Source organism: Parasphingomonas zepuensis (genome assembly GCF_036663735.1).
Lineage (GTDB): Bacteria > Pseudomonadota > Alphaproteobacteria > Sphingomonadales > Sphingomonadaceae > Sphingomonas.
This window is the reverse complement of record NZ_JAXOJO010000001.1, coordinates 527,628-541,047: the sequence shown is the minus strand read 5'-3', so window position 1 is coordinate 541,047 and position 13,420 is coordinate 527,628. Positions and strand designations below refer to the sequence as shown.

The 13,420-nt window shown below is 66.7% G+C and carries 12 protein-coding genes; 4 read left to right on the top strand and 8 right to left on the bottom strand.

The genetic code is table 11. The features are described from left to right. Window positions 1–52: 52 nt before the first annotated feature. The 4 genes from U1769_RS02635 to U1769_RS02620 all read right to left on the bottom strand — a co-directional run bounded on the left by U1769_RS02635 (window position 53) and on the right by U1769_RS02620 (window position 4,525). Window positions 53–1,423 (bottom strand): Gfo/Idh/MocA family protein, encoded by a 1,371-nt coding sequence (locus tag U1769_RS02635; protein WP_332711546.1) that lies wholly within the window; start codon window positions 1,421–1,423, stop codon window positions 53–55. 13 nt (window positions 1,424–1,436) lie between these two features. Further along, window positions 1,437–2,600, bottom strand: a complete 1,164-nt coding sequence (locus U1769_RS02630) for a Gfo/Idh/MocA family protein (protein ID WP_332711544.1) — start codon at window positions 2,598–2,600, stop codon at window positions 1,437–1,439. Between the two features lie 24 nt (window positions 2,601–2,624). Next, window positions 2,625–3,074, bottom strand: a complete 450-nt coding sequence (locus tag U1769_RS02625; protein WP_332711542.1) for a cupin domain-containing protein — start codon at window positions 3,072–3,074, stop codon at window positions 2,625–2,627. A gap of 98 nt (window positions 3,075–3,172) precedes the next feature. After that, window positions 3,173–4,525 (bottom strand): MFS transporter, encoded by a 1,353-nt coding sequence (locus U1769_RS02620; RefSeq protein ID WP_332711540.1) that lies wholly within the window; start codon window positions 4,523–4,525, stop codon window positions 3,173–3,175. A gap of 141 nt (window positions 4,526–4,666) precedes the next feature. Between U1769_RS02620 and U1769_RS02615 the strand changes: the two genes are divergently transcribed. Continuing rightward, window positions 4,667–6,253, top strand: a complete 1,587-nt coding sequence (locus tag U1769_RS02615) for an alpha-glucosidase family protein (RefSeq protein ID WP_332713608.1) — start codon at window positions 4,667–4,669, stop codon at window positions 6,251–6,253. Here the strand turns inward: U1769_RS02615 and U1769_RS02610 are convergent. Continuing rightward, window positions 6,242–7,951: a cation acetate symporter gene (locus U1769_RS02610; RefSeq protein WP_332711538.1), complete on the bottom strand. Its 1,710-nt coding sequence runs from the start codon at window positions 7,949–7,951 to the stop codon at window positions 6,242–6,244. The genes U1769_RS02615 and U1769_RS02610 overlap by 12 nt on opposite strands. Continuing rightward, window positions 7,948–8,259, bottom strand: a complete 312-nt coding sequence (locus U1769_RS02605; protein ID WP_332711537.1) for a DUF485 domain-containing protein — start codon at window positions 8,257–8,259, stop codon at window positions 7,948–7,950. Before U1769_RS02605 ends, U1769_RS02610 begins: the two co-directional genes overlap by 4 nt. Before the next feature lie 230 nt (window positions 8,260–8,489). Here U1769_RS02605 and U1769_RS02600 point away from each other — a divergent pair, with 230 nt between their 5' ends. Beyond that, window positions 8,490–9,116: a hypothetical protein gene (locus tag U1769_RS02600; RefSeq protein WP_332711534.1), complete on the top strand. Its 627-nt coding sequence runs from the start codon at window positions 8,490–8,492 to the stop codon at window positions 9,114–9,116. 3 nt (window positions 9,117–9,119) lie between these two features. Here U1769_RS02600 and U1769_RS02595 read toward each other — a convergent pair whose 3' ends face one another. After that, complete coding sequence (locus U1769_RS02595) at window positions 9,120–9,977, bottom strand: Nif3-like dinuclear metal center hexameric protein (protein WP_332711532.1); 858 nt, start codon at window positions 9,975–9,977, stop codon at window positions 9,120–9,122. After that, entirely contained in the window at window positions 9,974–10,891 is a 918-nt protein-coding gene (locus U1769_RS02590) for a Nif3-like dinuclear metal center hexameric protein (protein ID WP_332711529.1), read from the bottom strand. Before U1769_RS02590 ends, U1769_RS02595 begins: the two co-directional genes overlap by 4 nt. A 261-nt stretch (window positions 10,892–11,152) precedes the next feature. Here U1769_RS02590 and U1769_RS02585 point away from each other — a divergent pair, with 261 nt between their 5' ends. After that, a complete protein-coding gene (locus tag U1769_RS02585; RefSeq protein ID WP_332711526.1) occupies window positions 11,153–12,400 on the top strand; it encodes an SGNH/GDSL hydrolase family protein in 1,248 nt (415 codons plus the stop codon). Between the two features lie 14 nt (window positions 12,401–12,414). Beyond that, complete coding sequence (locus U1769_RS02580; protein WP_332711524.1) at window positions 12,415–13,329, top strand: polysaccharide deacetylase family protein; 915 nt, start codon at window positions 12,415–12,417, stop codon at window positions 13,327–13,329. Window positions 13,330–13,420 lie beyond the last annotated feature (91 nt).

The window sequence follows — 13,420 nt, the reverse complement described above, 5'->3', positions numbered from 1 at the left end:
GGTCAGAAAGAACGGCCCTTCGACAAGCTCAGGGCGAACGGGAGAGGGAGCGTCAGATCGCATAGCGTGCCCGCTGCGGCCGGCTGAGCATCGCGTTGGCCGCATCGTCGCCGATGAAGCGCTCCTTCACCGGATCCCAGTGCAACCTCTTGTCGTGATGCATCGCGATCGAGTGCAGCAGGCAGGTCGAGCAGGCGCGGTGGCCGAGTTCGGCCGGGGAGATGTTGGGTTTGCCCGTCCTGATCGAATCGAGCCAGTTGCGGTGCTGCTCGGGGCTCTTCGGCAAATGAATCTCGTTCGGCCCGATCACGCTGTCGAGGATCTTGGGGTTGCTCGCCAGCAATCCGCTCGTCCCCGCCGCGGCGGTCGCCGGGTCAGTCGCGGTCACCGGGCCGCCGGTGCGCGTGACGAAGATCGAACCTTCGGTGCCGATGAACTTCACGCCATTGGGCAAGGCGCCGGAGATCTTCATCTCCACCCCATTGGCGTAGCGCCCATAAGTCTCGAACGCGCCGTGGACGTTCCACAGCCCGCTCTTCGGAAAATCGGCCTTGCCCCAGATCTCGATCGGGCCGCTATGCTCGGTGTCCATGCCCCAATGCGCGATGTCGACATGGTGCGCGCCCCAGCCGGTGATCATGCCCGCGCCGAACTGCTCGCAGCGCAGCCAGCCCGGCCGGCTGAATTTGCCGTCCTGCGGGTGCACGCGGATCTCGGTATAATAGACTTCGGGCGTCGTCCCCAGCCATGCGTCGTAATTGAGGTTGGCCGGGATCGGCATTGGCCCGGCCTCAGGCCCGGAGGGATCGCCGGGCAGGCCGATCTCGACATGGGTCAGCTTGCCGATGCGCCCGTTGCGCACCAGCTCGCACGCCCGGTGGAATTGCGGCCAGGGGTCCTGCGAGCGCTGCTGCGATCCGATCTGCAGGATGCGGTCGGTCTTCGCCACCGCGTTCGCCATCTGCCGCCCTTCGGCGATCGTCAGCGATGCCGGCTTCTGGCAATAGACATGCTTGCCGGCCTGCACCGCATGGATCGAATTCGGCGCATGCTGGTGATCGGGCGTCGAGATGATGACCGCGTCGATATCCTTGTTGGCGAGCAGCGCGCGATAATCGGCATAGCCGCGCGTGCCCGAATAGGGCTTGCCCGCTTTCTCGCCGTACGTCGTGTCGACCAACTCGATGCCCTGCTGCACGCGCCGCGTGTCGAGATCGCACACCGCGACGACATGCGCGTCGTCGAACTTGAATATCTCGAACAGGTCATGGATGCGCGAGATGCGCCCGACGCCGATCGCGCCGATGTTGATGCGCTTGCTCGGCGCATTCTGCCCGAACACGCTGGCCGGGACGATCGACGGGAAGCCGACCGCGGCGATCGCCCCGGTCCTGATCAGCGCGCGCCGCGAGATGTTCTTCATGCCATGTCTCCCGTCAGGCCGCGATTGGCCGGGTGGCGTTCTTCTGCGCCTTGAGCACCAGCTCGGCCGCGAGCAGCGCCTGTTCCTGGTCCTGCGCGATCGACGTGCGCTCGACGATGTCCGTCACGAATTGCGGGCCGAACGGCAGATAGACCTTGCTGCAATCCATGTAGCGGGCGCTCTTGCCGTCGACGACGAACAGGTGGTTGCCGCCGGGCTTGCCGGTCGGATCGGCATATTTGCGCAGCTCGATATAGCCCTCGGTGCCCAGCACGAAGAGCCGTCCGTCGCCCCAGGTGCCGAGCCCCTTGGGCGTGAACCAGTCGACCCGCAGGTAACCGGTGCCGCCATTGCCCCGCATCGTCATGTCGCCGAAATCCTCGAACAGGGGCTTGTCGGGATGGTTGATATTGCCGGTCTGCGACGCGACGACCTCGGCGCGATTGCTCTTCGTGAAGAACAGGAACTGCTCGGCCTGGTGGCTGCCGATATCGGTCAGGATGCCGCCATAGCGCGCCTTGTCCCAGAACCAGTCGGGCCGACTCGCCGGGTTGACCTGATGCGGCGCGATGTTGATCGTCTGGATCACCCGGCCGATCGTGCCCTGCTCGATCAGCTCGCCCGCCTTGATCGCGGCCGGCACTTCCAGCCGCTCGGAATACATGATCGCGAATTTGCGCCCCGTTGCCTTGATCGTCGCGCGGACGTCGGCGAGCTGTTTCAGCGTGGTGATCGCCGGCTTGTCGCCCAGATAATCCTTGCCCGCCTTCATCGCGCGGATGCCGAGCGGCGCGCGCAGATCGGGGATCGGCGCGCCGGCGATCAGCTGGATCGACCTGTCCTCCAGAATTTCGGCCTCGCTCCGCGCCAGCTTCGCGCCCGGGAAGAGCTTCTGGAAAGCGGCGAGCTGCTTCGCGTCGGTGGCATAGACCCATACCAGCTCGCCGCCGCCGCGGATCACCGCCGCGGTCATCGAATAGATATGGTTGTGGTCGAGCCCGATCACCGCGAATTTGATGTGGTGCTTCGGCCGCGGATCGCTCGGCGCGCCGGTATTGACCGTCTCGGGAACGGCATTGCCGCTCAGCGCCTGTGCCATAACATCGCCCGGCAGCGCGGCGGCAAGCCCCGCAAAGCCGGCACCGGTCAGCATCGAACGGCGGTCGATCGGATTCATCCCGTCTCTCCTTGCCACCAGCGCTCAGCTCTTGGGCGTCGCCGGGGTCGTCCAGTTGATCACATGATAGGTCGTGTTGGTGGTGCCGACATTGCGCAGGCCGTGCAGCGCATTGGACGCGTTGAAGATCACCGATCCCGGCCCGAGCCGTTTCCACACCCCATCGTTCAGCACCTCGACCGTGCCTTCGCGGATGATCACCAGCTCTTCGTTCGGGTGCTTGTGCGGCGCGTGCGAGGTCTGGCCGGGCTTGAGCGTGGTGACGTGCAGCTCGAGATCGTCGAGCGTCGCGGTCGGCCCGTTGCCCAGGCTGCGCACTTCGCCGACATCGGTCGGGGTGACCTTCATGCTGGTCCAGTCCCACACCGTCGGGCCGATGATCTTCCGGGTTTGAGTCTGGGCGAAGACGCCGGCCGAGCAGGTGAGCGCTACCGCGCCCAAGGCGACGACCATATCCCTGTGCGTGATGCGCATCGATACCTCTCCCGGTCCGTGCGCCCATCCGTGCAGGCGTCAGCGGAATCGCGCCGATGATAGCGCTACCCGGCTAGCTATCGTATCCTATAGGATTGTCAAAGCACCATCTCGCCGTCTGCGCCGATTCCGGCTGCTTCCGGGCGCCGGTCGTCGACGCGCAGCATCGCCAGCGCCGCGAACGCCATCAGCACGGCCGCGATCGCCATCGTCCAGATCGGCGCGGCCGGGAAGAAAGTGCGGATCACTGGCCCCATCACGAGCGCGCCGAACAGCTGCGGCAGGACGATGAAGCCGTTGAAGATGCCCATATAGACGCCGAGCTTGCCGGTCGGCAGCATGCCCGCCAGCATGGCATAGGGCAGGGTGAGGATCGCTGCCCAGGCGATCCCGATCGCCATCATCGGCAGGATCAGCAGCTGCGCATCCCTGATGAAAAGCATCGCGGCAAAGCCGGTCGCGCCGATCGCCAGGCAGGCGATATGCGTCCGGCCAGCGCCGAACCGCCCGACCAGCATCGGCAGCAGCAGGGCCGCCGGCACCGCGACGCCGTTATAGACCGAAAACAGGATGCCGACCCAGTCGGCGCCGTCATTATAGGCCTTCGATCCGGTATCGTCCGAACCGAAGACATGGTGGGTGACGACCGGGGTGGCATAGACCCACAGCAGGAACAGCGCCGACCAGGTGAAGAACTGGACGATCGCTAGGCGCCGCATCGCGATCGGCATCTGCACGATATCGCGCAGGATCTGCGACGGCTCGGAACGGCCCGGCTGCGTCGCCGGCGCGCCCGGATCGTCGTCGCCGGCAAAGGCGCGCAGCGTCTCCGGCGCATATTCGCGCGTCGTCAGCACGGTCCACAGCACCGCGCAGAAGATCGCCGCCGCGCCGAGATAGAAGGAATAGCGCACTGCATCGGGGATGCTCCCGGCGGGCGCGACGTTGCTTGCGCCCAGCGCCGTGATCGCGAACGGCGCGAGCGAGCCGAGCACTGCGCCCGCGCCGATGAACGCGGTCTGGAAGGCGTAGCCCAAAGTGCGCTGCGCCGGCCCGACCATGTCGCCGACAAAGGCGCGGAACGGCTCCATCGCCACGTTGATCGACGCGTCGAGCAGCCATAGCAGCACCGCCGCCGCGAGCAGCACCGGCGCGTTCGGCATGCCGGCCAGCGCGAGCGCCGCGAGCACCGCCCCGGCCAGGAAATAGGGCCGGCGCCGCCCGAATCGGCCCCAGGTGCGATCACTGAAATGACCGATCAGCGGCTGGACGATCAGGCCGGTCACCGGCCCCGCGATCCACAGCAACGCCAGCCCGTCGACATCGCTGCCGAGCGACTGGAAGATCCGGCTGATATTCGCATTCTGCAGGCCGAACGCGACCTGGATCCCGAAGAATCCGAACGAGATGTTCCACAGCCCCGCAAGGGACTGGCGCGGCCGCCCGGTCACTGTTCCACCCGTTCCCTTGTTGTGACGGGCAGGATGTCAGGGGCATGGCGGCCGGGCAATCCCTTGCGCGGATCCGGTAAATTCGGTTGGCGCGGTGTTGCCTGGCGGGCACAAGGGCAGGGAGGGAGAGGGCCTGTGACGATGTGGTGGCGGGGCGCTGCGATCTACCAGATCTATCCGCGCAGCTTTGCCGATTCGAATGGCGACGGGATCGGCGATCTCGCCGGCATTACCGCGCATCTCGATCATGTCGCGTCGCTCGGCGTGGACGGGGTGTGGCTGTCGCCCTTCTTCCCCTCGCCGATGAAGGATTTCGGCTATGACATGTCCGATTATCGGAACGTCGATCCGGTGTTCGGCACGCTCGCCGATTTCGACGCGCTGGTCGCCCGCGCGCATCAGCTCGGGCTGAAGCTGATCATCGATCAGGTCTATGCGCACAGCTCGGATGCGCATGACTGGTTCGTCGAAAGCCGCGCCGATCGCACCAATCCGCGTCATGACTGGTATGTCTGGGCCGATGCGAAGGCGGACGGCACGCCGCCCAACAACTGGCAATCGGTGTTCGGCGGCCCGGGCTGGACCTGGGATGCGCGGCGCGGCCAATATTACATGCACAATTTCCTGGCGAGCCAACCCCAGCTCAACGTGCATCTGCCGGCGGTGCAGGAGGCTTTGCTCGATGTCGCGCGCTTCTGGCTCGATCGCGGCGTTGATGGCTTCCGGCTCGATGCGATCAGCTGCGCGATGATGGATCCGGCGCTGCGCGACAATCCCGCGCGCCCGCCGACCAACGACCGCCGCACCCGCCCGTTCGATTTCCAGGTCCATGTCCACAACCAGTCACACCCGGATATCCCGCTGTTCCTCGAACGCGTCCGCGCGCTGACGGACAGCTATCCGGATCGCTTCACCGTGGCCGAAGTGGGCGGCCCCGATGTCGAGCCCGAGATGCAAAGTTTCACCCAGGGCGATGCCCGGCTGAACACCGCTTATGGCTTCAACTTCCTCTATGCGAAGGCGCTCACGCCGGCGCTGGTGCGCGATACGCTCGATCGCTGGCCGGACACGCCGGGCATGGGCTGGCCGAGCTGGGCGTTCGAGAATCACGATGCGCCGCGCGCCGTTTCGCGCTGGGCGCCGCCGGGGCATGAAGCGGCGTTCGCGCGGATGAAGCTGCTGCTGCTCGTGGCGCTGCGCGGCAACATCTTCCTCTATCAGGGCGAGGAGCTTGGGCTCACTCAGGTCGACATCCCGTTCGATCGGCTGCGCGATCCGGAGGCGATCGCCAACTGGCCGCTGACGCTCGGCCGCGACGGGGCGCGCACGCCGATGCCGTGGGCGGCCGACGCGCCGCAGCTCGGCTTCTCCACCGGCGAGCCCTGGCTGCCCTTCGGCCCCGATCACGCCGCGCTGGCGGTCGACCGGCAGGAGGCCGATCCCGGCTCGATGCTCGCGCTCACCCGGTGCCTGCTCGCCATGCGCCGGGCCCACCCGGTTCTCAGGACGGGCGCCATCCGCTTCCTCGAAGCGTCGGACTCGGTGCTGGCGTTCGAGCGGGGCTCGGGCGATGAGAGACTGTTGTGCGTGTTCAACCTCTCGCCACAGGTGCGGGCATGGCGGCCGGACGAGCCCGACCAGTGGCAGGTGATCGAGCAGGTCGGCTCAGTCGAGGGCTGGTCGTTCGGCCCGTTCGCCGCTTTGCTCGCCCGCGCCTCAGTGGTGTGACGCGCCTTCCGCGCCGATCCCCGTTTCTGCCCGTACCCGCTGCTCGAGATACAGCCCGCGATCGACCGCCGCGCGCGGCGATCTGTCGAGCACTGACACCAGCCAGATGGTGAAGAAGGCCAGCGGAACCGAGAAGATCGCGGGTGACGAATAGGGGAAGATCGCCTGCTCGTGATGCAGGATCGCCACCCAGATCGCCGGCGACAGGATGGTCAGGACCAGCGCGGTGACCAGCCCGAGCGATCCGCCGATCACCACGCCGCGCGTCGTACAGCCCTTCCACAGCAAGGACAGCAGCAGCACCGGGAAATTGCCCGAAGCCGCCAGCGCAAAGGCAAGGCTGACCATGAACGCGACATTCTGCTTCTCGAACAGGATGCCGAGCAGGATCGCGACCACCGCGAGCACCAGCACCGTGCGGCGCGAGACGCGCAGCTCGGCGGCTGAATCGGCTTTGCCCTTGCGGAATACCGTCGCGTAGAGATCGTGGCTCACCGCCGAAGCGCCCGACAGGGTCAGCCCGGCCACCACCGCCAGGATCGTCGCGAACGCCACGGCCGAGACGAAGCCGAGGAAGATGTTCCCGCCGATCGCCTGCGCCAGATGAATCGCCGCCATGTTGCTGCCGCCGCGCAAGGCCCCGGCGCCGTCCAGATAGCCGGGATCGGTCGCCACCAGCACGATCGCGCCGAAGCCAATGATGAAGGTGAGCAGGTAGAAATAGCCGATCCATCCCGTCGCCCACAGCACGGAGCTGCGCGCTGCCTTGGCATTGGGCACGGTGAAGAAGCGCATCAATATGTGCGGCAGGCCGGCCGTGCCGAACATCAGCGCCATGCCGAAGGAAATGGCGGAAATCGGATCCTTGATGAAATTGCCCGGCCCCATGATCGATCGTCCGCGCTCGGCCGCTTCGGCCGGCGCCAGGCCGGTCGCGGCGGCGAGGTCGGTCTTCACCTCCACCGCGCGGGCGAACAAGGCCTCGGGCGAGAAGCCGAACTGGGCGAGCACCATGAACGCCATGAAGCTCGCGCTGCCCAGCAGCATCACTGCCTTGATGATCTGCACCCAGGTCGTCGCGGTCATCCCGCCGAACAGCACGTAGAGCATCATCAGTACGCCGACGATGACGACGGCATATTCGTAGCGCAGCCCGAACAGCAATTTGATCAGCTGCCCCGCGCCGACCATCTGGGCGATCAGATAGAACAGCACGACGACCAGCGTGGAGATCGCCGCGAAGGTCCTGACCGGCGTCTGCGCGAAGCGGAACGAGGCGACATCGGCAAAGGTGTAGCGGCCGAGATTGCGCAGCCGCTCCGCCATCAGGAACAGGATGATCGGCCAGCCGACCAGGAAACCGATCGAATAGATCAGGCCGTCATAGCCGTCGGCGAAGATCTGCGCTGATATGCCGAGGAAGCTCGCCGCCGACATATAGTCGCCGGCGATGGCGAGCCCGTTCTGGAAGCCGGTGATGCCGCCGCCGGCCGTGTAGAAATCGGACGCGGTGCGCGTCCGCCGCGCCGCCCAGCGGGTGATGCCGAGCGTCAGAATGGCGAAGGCCGCGAACAGGATGATCGCGGTCCAGTTGGTCGGCTGCTGCACCGTCTCGCCCGCGACGCCGTCGGCCAGCGCGGGGGTGGCGACCAGCACGGCAGCGGAGACGAGGGCGGCGGCCCGGGCGATGCGGCTCATTCGCCGGTGCTCTCGACCAGGCTTTCGACCATCGCGTCGTAATCGCGATTGGCGCGGCGGACGTACAGGCCAGTCAGCCCGATCGCGAGCAGGATCACGCCAAGCCCGACCGGAATGCCGATCGAGGTCACACCGGCCCCGATCGGCCGGGCAAGCAGCGCCTTGTCGAACGCGATCAGCAGGACGAAGCCGAAATAGGCGATCAGCATGACGATCGTCAGCGTCCAGGTGAAGCGCCCGCGCTGGCGAGTCAGCGCGATGTACCGCGGATCGGCCGCGATGCGCGCCAGACGTTCTGAATCGGCCATCCCGCTCTCCCCCTGCCGCTCGCTGGCGGTATCGTTACCATGCTGGATCGGCGGTACGATGCAAGCGGCGTTTGCCGAACAACGGGAAAACGCTTCGCGCGAGGCGCGCTGGGTGTTGAGGTACGGGTCTCCGCATCTCTGCGCGCATTTCTCTTTTCTCGTCGCCCGATCCGGTGTTTCAGCGATAACAGGTAAACGCGCGCCCGCTGGTGCCAGGACAGGAACCGATGATGCGAAGGATCCACGCTGCTTTCCTGCTGGCCGGGCTGCTCATCGGTGTCGCGCCCGCCGTCGGCCAGATCCGCTCGGGCTCGTTCCGGACGGCCGGGGCCGGTCCGCAAGGCACGCCGCATCTGGTCATGCTCGGCGGCGTCACCGTCGATCTCTACGACAAGCGCGCTCGCGCCAGGCCAGCGGGCACGCCGGCCGAGCGCATCTTCATCGATTTTCCGGAGGGCAGGGCGCTGCCCAAGGGGCAATCGGCCGAACGCTGCATGATCACGGTCAGCCGTCTCCCGCCGTCGCCGGAACCCGGCAAGGCCTGGCGAACCGACTGGGCCGACATGCTCACCCGGCAGATCGACCCGGAGGATTATGCGCAAGGGGAAACACCCACCGCGCCGGTCAGCCTGGACTATCCAGGATATGACGCCCTGGGTTTCAGCTATGACGTGACGAACGCCGCGACGACGTCGCATCCCGGCACCGAAATCTTTGAAAAAATCTATTTCGGCCGCGACGAATCCGGTGCGGTGCGGGACTATAGCGTCGCGTTGTGGTGCACGAGCCGGGGATCGGCACGCGCGCTGGGCAAGAAGGTGATGGTCTCCGCCGTGCCGCAGCGGACGGTCCGCTAGGCATCAAATGCGCGTATTGATCTCGAACACCGGCTCGTCCGGATTCCAATAGGGCTCCACCACCGGAATGAACGTCACCGGCACCTCGTCGACGATCGTCTTCAGCCATTCGGCGCAATAACGCATCCCGCCCGCGACCGACTTCGCCTGGCCGAGCAGGATCAGCCCCTTCCTGCCGCCCGCCGCGATCAGGTCCTGGGCATATTCCACCGCTTCCCATTCGCGGGTGTAGCCGCACACCACCACGTCGACGCCGCTGTTGAACAGCTTGATCGTCGGCAGCTGCGCCGCATTGCCCCAGCTGCCCGCCACCATCGATACCGGCAGCTTCGGATCGCCGACGATGCGCATGGTGCGGTCGGCGAGCTTGTCGTGCAGCTGCTGCGCCAGGCCGAGCAAGGTCGTCGGCGGCAGCCTGAACAGCGCCGGATCGGCGGGGCTGACGAGATGCCCCTCCCAGCCGAGTTCCTTCGCCATGCCGGTCGCGATGCCGTCGGGCGTGCGGTCGCGCCAGTGATCGTGGAAGTTGAAGATCACCAGATCATGCGCGCGGATGAAGTCGCGCTTCGCCGCGAACAGTGCGTCGCCTTCGAGCCGGTCGAGCGAATCATTGCCTGACCAGAAGGGCGGATCGAAGGTGACGATCAGGTTCGTGCCCTTGGCCGCGGCCGCCTTCAGGCAGTCGAACGTCGCCATCGCGGTCGTGGCGACGCCCGTCACCGCGGTGGTGGGATCGCCCGCGACGATCCGGTCGACTGTCTGCGGCCGCCCCGGCGCACCGGATTTTTCGAGCATGCGGTCGACCAGCTGAAGCGCGGTGACCGGGCCGCTGTGCAGCGGAGGAGGGGCTGCCTGCATCATATCCTCGGATCGATCTCGAATACGGGGCGGCGCACGTTCCAATAAGGCTCGATGATCGGCACGAACTTGACCGGCACCTCGGTCACGAAGCCGCCGAGCCATTCGGCACAGGCCTTCATGCCCCATTGCTCCGATTTCACATGGCCGAGCACGATCAGCGCTTTCTTCCGGTCCGACGCGACCAGGTCCTGCGCATAGGCGATCAAGTCCCAGTCCTGCGTCTCGCCGATCACCAGCACATCGGCTTCGCTGTTGAGGAAGTTGATGCCGGGAAAGGCACTGCAGAAGCCCCAGCTTTCATAGACGACCGAGACCGGCAGCGTCGGATCGCCGACCACGCGGATATTGTTCGCGCCCATCCGCTTCCGGAACTCCTTCGCCAGTGCGAGCAAATTCGTCGGCGGGATGGTGAACAGCCGCTGGTTGTCGGCGTGCATGAACCTGGTCCAGCCCATCAGCTGCGCCGTGCCGAGATTGATCCCGTCGACGGGGCGAAGCGCATGCCAGTGATCGTGCAGGTGATAGGAGACCAGATCGTGCGTGCGCGTATAGGCCAGCTTGGTCCTGTAGAGCGGGTCCTCGGTCAGGTCGGTGAGCCGGTCCTGATGCGACCACCAGGTCGATTCATGCGTGACGATCATGTTGAGGCCCTGTCGCGCGGCAACCTTCATCGCGTCGAGCGTCGCCATCATCGTGGTCGCGATGCCGGTGACGATGGTATCGGGCCCGCCGGCCTTGAAGCCGTCGACCCCGCCCTCGCGCCACGGCCCGCCGATCCGCAGCTTCATCCGCTCGATCACTTCGCCGGCCGTGATCCTGCCGGCGGCGAGGGCAGGGCCAGCACCTGCGGTGAGCGCTACGCCTGCGCCGAGCGCGAGCATGCCGCGCCGCGAAAGATCCGGTGGAGGCGTCATCGAAGGCCGCCGTCAGGATCCGCGCCGGGATAGTGGCGGTCGGCGGGTACAGCAGATTCGATGCGGATCATGGTTCCTCCCCGATGCCGCCGGATATCCCGGCTGTTCTTCTGGTAGCGCTAACGATATTCAAGAGGTCCGGCTGGTCGGCCGGCACGGATGGAGACTCTGGACAAGACGGACCCGACCAGCTCTATATCCTATACGATCTGGTTGAACAGACACAACGCCGCTCAAGGGCGCGCGACGAGGGAGGATGGGATGAAGGCAGGTCGTACGATCATGATGGCGGCTGCACTGGCGCTGCTGTCGCCGGTGCCGGCACTGGCGCAGCTGGGCCAGGCCTGGACGCGCAGCTGGCAGGCAGTGCCGATGGAGATGCCCGCCCCGCGGCCCGCGCCGGTGGTCCAGCCCGGCCAGCCCGCGCCTCCGCCACCGCCGCCCGCGCCGCCCTCGGCCGACGCGACGTTTCGCATGGTCGCGCGGTTGTCCGCCGGTGGCACCACGCTGCGGCTGCGGCTCTCCAATGAAATGGGCGCGGTGCCGCTGCCGATCGGCGCAGTGCATGTCGCGCTGGCGGGGGACGATGGCGCGATCGTCGCCGGCACGGATCGCATCGTCACCTTCAACGACAATGCCGCCCCGGTGATTCCGGCCGGCGCGCCGCTGGTCAGCGATCCGATCGCGCTGAAGGTCGCGCCGCTGGCGAAGCTCGTCGTCAGCATCCATGTCCCCGGCGACACCACCCGGCTGACCGTCCATCCGCTCGGCAGCGCAACCGCGCTGATCGTTCCCGGCAACCAGGTCGCGGCGCCCCGCCTCGGGCCCGGCACGACCAGCTCGATGCGCTTCATCCTGTCCGGCGTGGACGTGGCCGGCGGCCCGGCCACTGCCACCATCGTCACGATCGGCGATTCGATCACGGACGGCGCCGCATCGACCGGCAACACCGATCGCCGCTGGCCCGACATCCTCGCCGAACGGCTGGTCAAGGCGGGCCGCACCGGCTTCGCGGTCGCCAATGCCGGCATCTCGGGCAACCGCCTGCTCAACACCGGCGCTGGGCCCGCTGCGCTGGCGCGGTTCGACCGCGACGTGCTGTCGGTGCCGGGCGTGCGCTATGTCGTGGTGCTCGAAGGCATCAACGACATCGGCAGCGCGAACCGGGCGGGCACGGCGCTGCCCAGCGTCGCGGACATCACCGGGGCCTATCGCCAGCTGATCGCCCGCGCGCACGATCGCGGCGTGAAGGTGATCGGCGCCACTGTCGTCCCGTACAAGGGCGCCGGCTATTACAGCGCCGAGGGCGATGTCGTACGGATCGCGGTCAACCAGTGGATCCGCACGCCCGGCAATTTCGATGGTGTGATCGATTTCGACCGTGCCGTCGGCGACAAGGCCGATCCGCTGCGCATGGCCAAGCCCTATGACAGCGGCGATGCGCTCCACCCCGGCGATGCCGGCTACCGCGCGATGGGCGAGGCGATCGACCTCAAGCTGTTCCGCTGACCCGGAGACCTGGCATGACGAAAATGCTGCGCAGCATGGCGATCGCGTTCGGCCTCACGCTCGCCGCCACGGGAACGGCGCGGGCGCAGGAGATCGCCTTCACTTGGGACGATCTCCCCTCGCACAGCGCGCTGCCCGAGGGCAAGACCCGGGTGGAGATCGGCGACAGGATCATTGCCGCGTGGAAGGCAGCGAAGCTCCCGCCGGTCTATGGCTTCGCCAATGGCGTGCGCACCGAGGAGGAGCCTGAATCGACCGCGATGCTCGATCGCTGGCGCGCCGCCGGCCTGCCGCTCGGCAACCATGCCTGGTCGCACATGAACCTCGCGACGCACAGCGCAGCCGAGTTCGAGCAGGACGTGATCAAGGGCGAAGGCGTCGTCGCCGATCGCATGAAGGGGCAGGACTGGCACTGGTTCCGCTACCCCAATCTCTCCGAAGGCGAGACGCCCGAGAAGAAGGCGGCGGTGCGGACGATGCTCGCCGACCGTGGTTATCGCATTGCCGGTGTCACCATGAGCTTCGGCGATTATATGTGGAACGCGCCTTATGCGCGCTGCGTCGCGAAGAAGGACGCGAAGGCGATCGCCTGGCTCGAACAAAGCTATCTCGACGCCGCCGACGAAAGCATCAGCTATGGCCGGGGTGCGTTCAAGGCGCTGCTTGGCCGCGACATTCCCTATGTCCTGCTGATGCATGTCGGCGCGCTCGACGCCGTGATGCTGCCGCGGCTGATCGATCTCTATAAAAGCCGCGGCTTCACGTTCGTCACGCTCGAACAGGCGCAGCGCGATCCCTGGTACAAGGGCTATATGGACCCGCGTTTGCCCGACGCCCCCGCAGGACCGGAGGCGGGTCTGCGGGCCAAGGGCCTGCCAGTGCCGGCGCGGCACAGTTACGGGCCGGAGCTGGAGGCGGTGTGCAGGTGAGGGGAGGCCAACGCCTCCCCCTAACCCCGCCCTTTCCCTTTTGCTTCCCCGGCGAAGGCCGGGGCCCAGTTGGGGGATGCCCGAGGCTGGG

Excerpts from the sequence above, each read along its gene's own strand:
- U1769_RS02635 (WP_332711546.1), bottom strand. The coding sequence starts at position 1,423 with ATGAAGAACATCTCGCGGCGCGCGCTGATCAGGACCGGGGCGATCGCC.
- U1769_RS02630 (WP_332711544.1), bottom strand. The coding sequence starts at position 2,600 with ATGAATCCGATCGACCGCCGTTCGATGCTGACCGGTGCCGGCTTTGCG.
- U1769_RS02625 (WP_332711542.1), bottom strand. The coding sequence starts at position 3,074 with ATGCGCATCACGCACAGGGATATGGTCGTCGCCTTGGGCGCGGTAGCG.
- U1769_RS02615 (WP_332713608.1), top strand. The coding sequence starts at position 4,667 with ATGTGGTGGCGGGGCGCTGCGATCTACCAGATCTATCCGCGCAGCTTT.
- U1769_RS02610 (WP_332711538.1), bottom strand. The coding sequence starts at position 7,951 with ATGAGCCGCATCGCCCGGGCCGCCGCCCTCGTCTCCGCTGCCGTGCTG.
- U1769_RS02605 (WP_332711537.1), bottom strand. The coding sequence starts at position 8,259 with ATGGCCGATTCAGAACGTCTGGCGCGCATCGCGGCCGATCCGCGGTAC.
- U1769_RS02600 (WP_332711534.1), top strand. The coding sequence starts at position 8,490 with ATGCGAAGGATCCACGCTGCTTTCCTGCTGGCCGGGCTGCTCATCGGT.
- U1769_RS02595 (WP_332711532.1), bottom strand. The coding sequence starts at position 9,977 with ATGATGCAGGCAGCCCCTCCTCCGCTGCACAGCGGCCCGGTCACCGCG.
- U1769_RS02590 (WP_332711529.1), bottom strand. The coding sequence starts at position 10,891 with ATGACGCCTCCACCGGATCTTTCGCGGCGCGGCATGCTCGCGCTCGGC.
- U1769_RS02585 (WP_332711526.1), top strand. The coding sequence starts at position 11,153 with ATGAAGGCAGGTCGTACGATCATGATGGCGGCTGCACTGGCGCTGCTG.
- U1769_RS02580 (WP_332711524.1), top strand. The coding sequence starts at position 12,415 with ATGACGAAAATGCTGCGCAGCATGGCGATCGCGTTCGGCCTCACGCTC.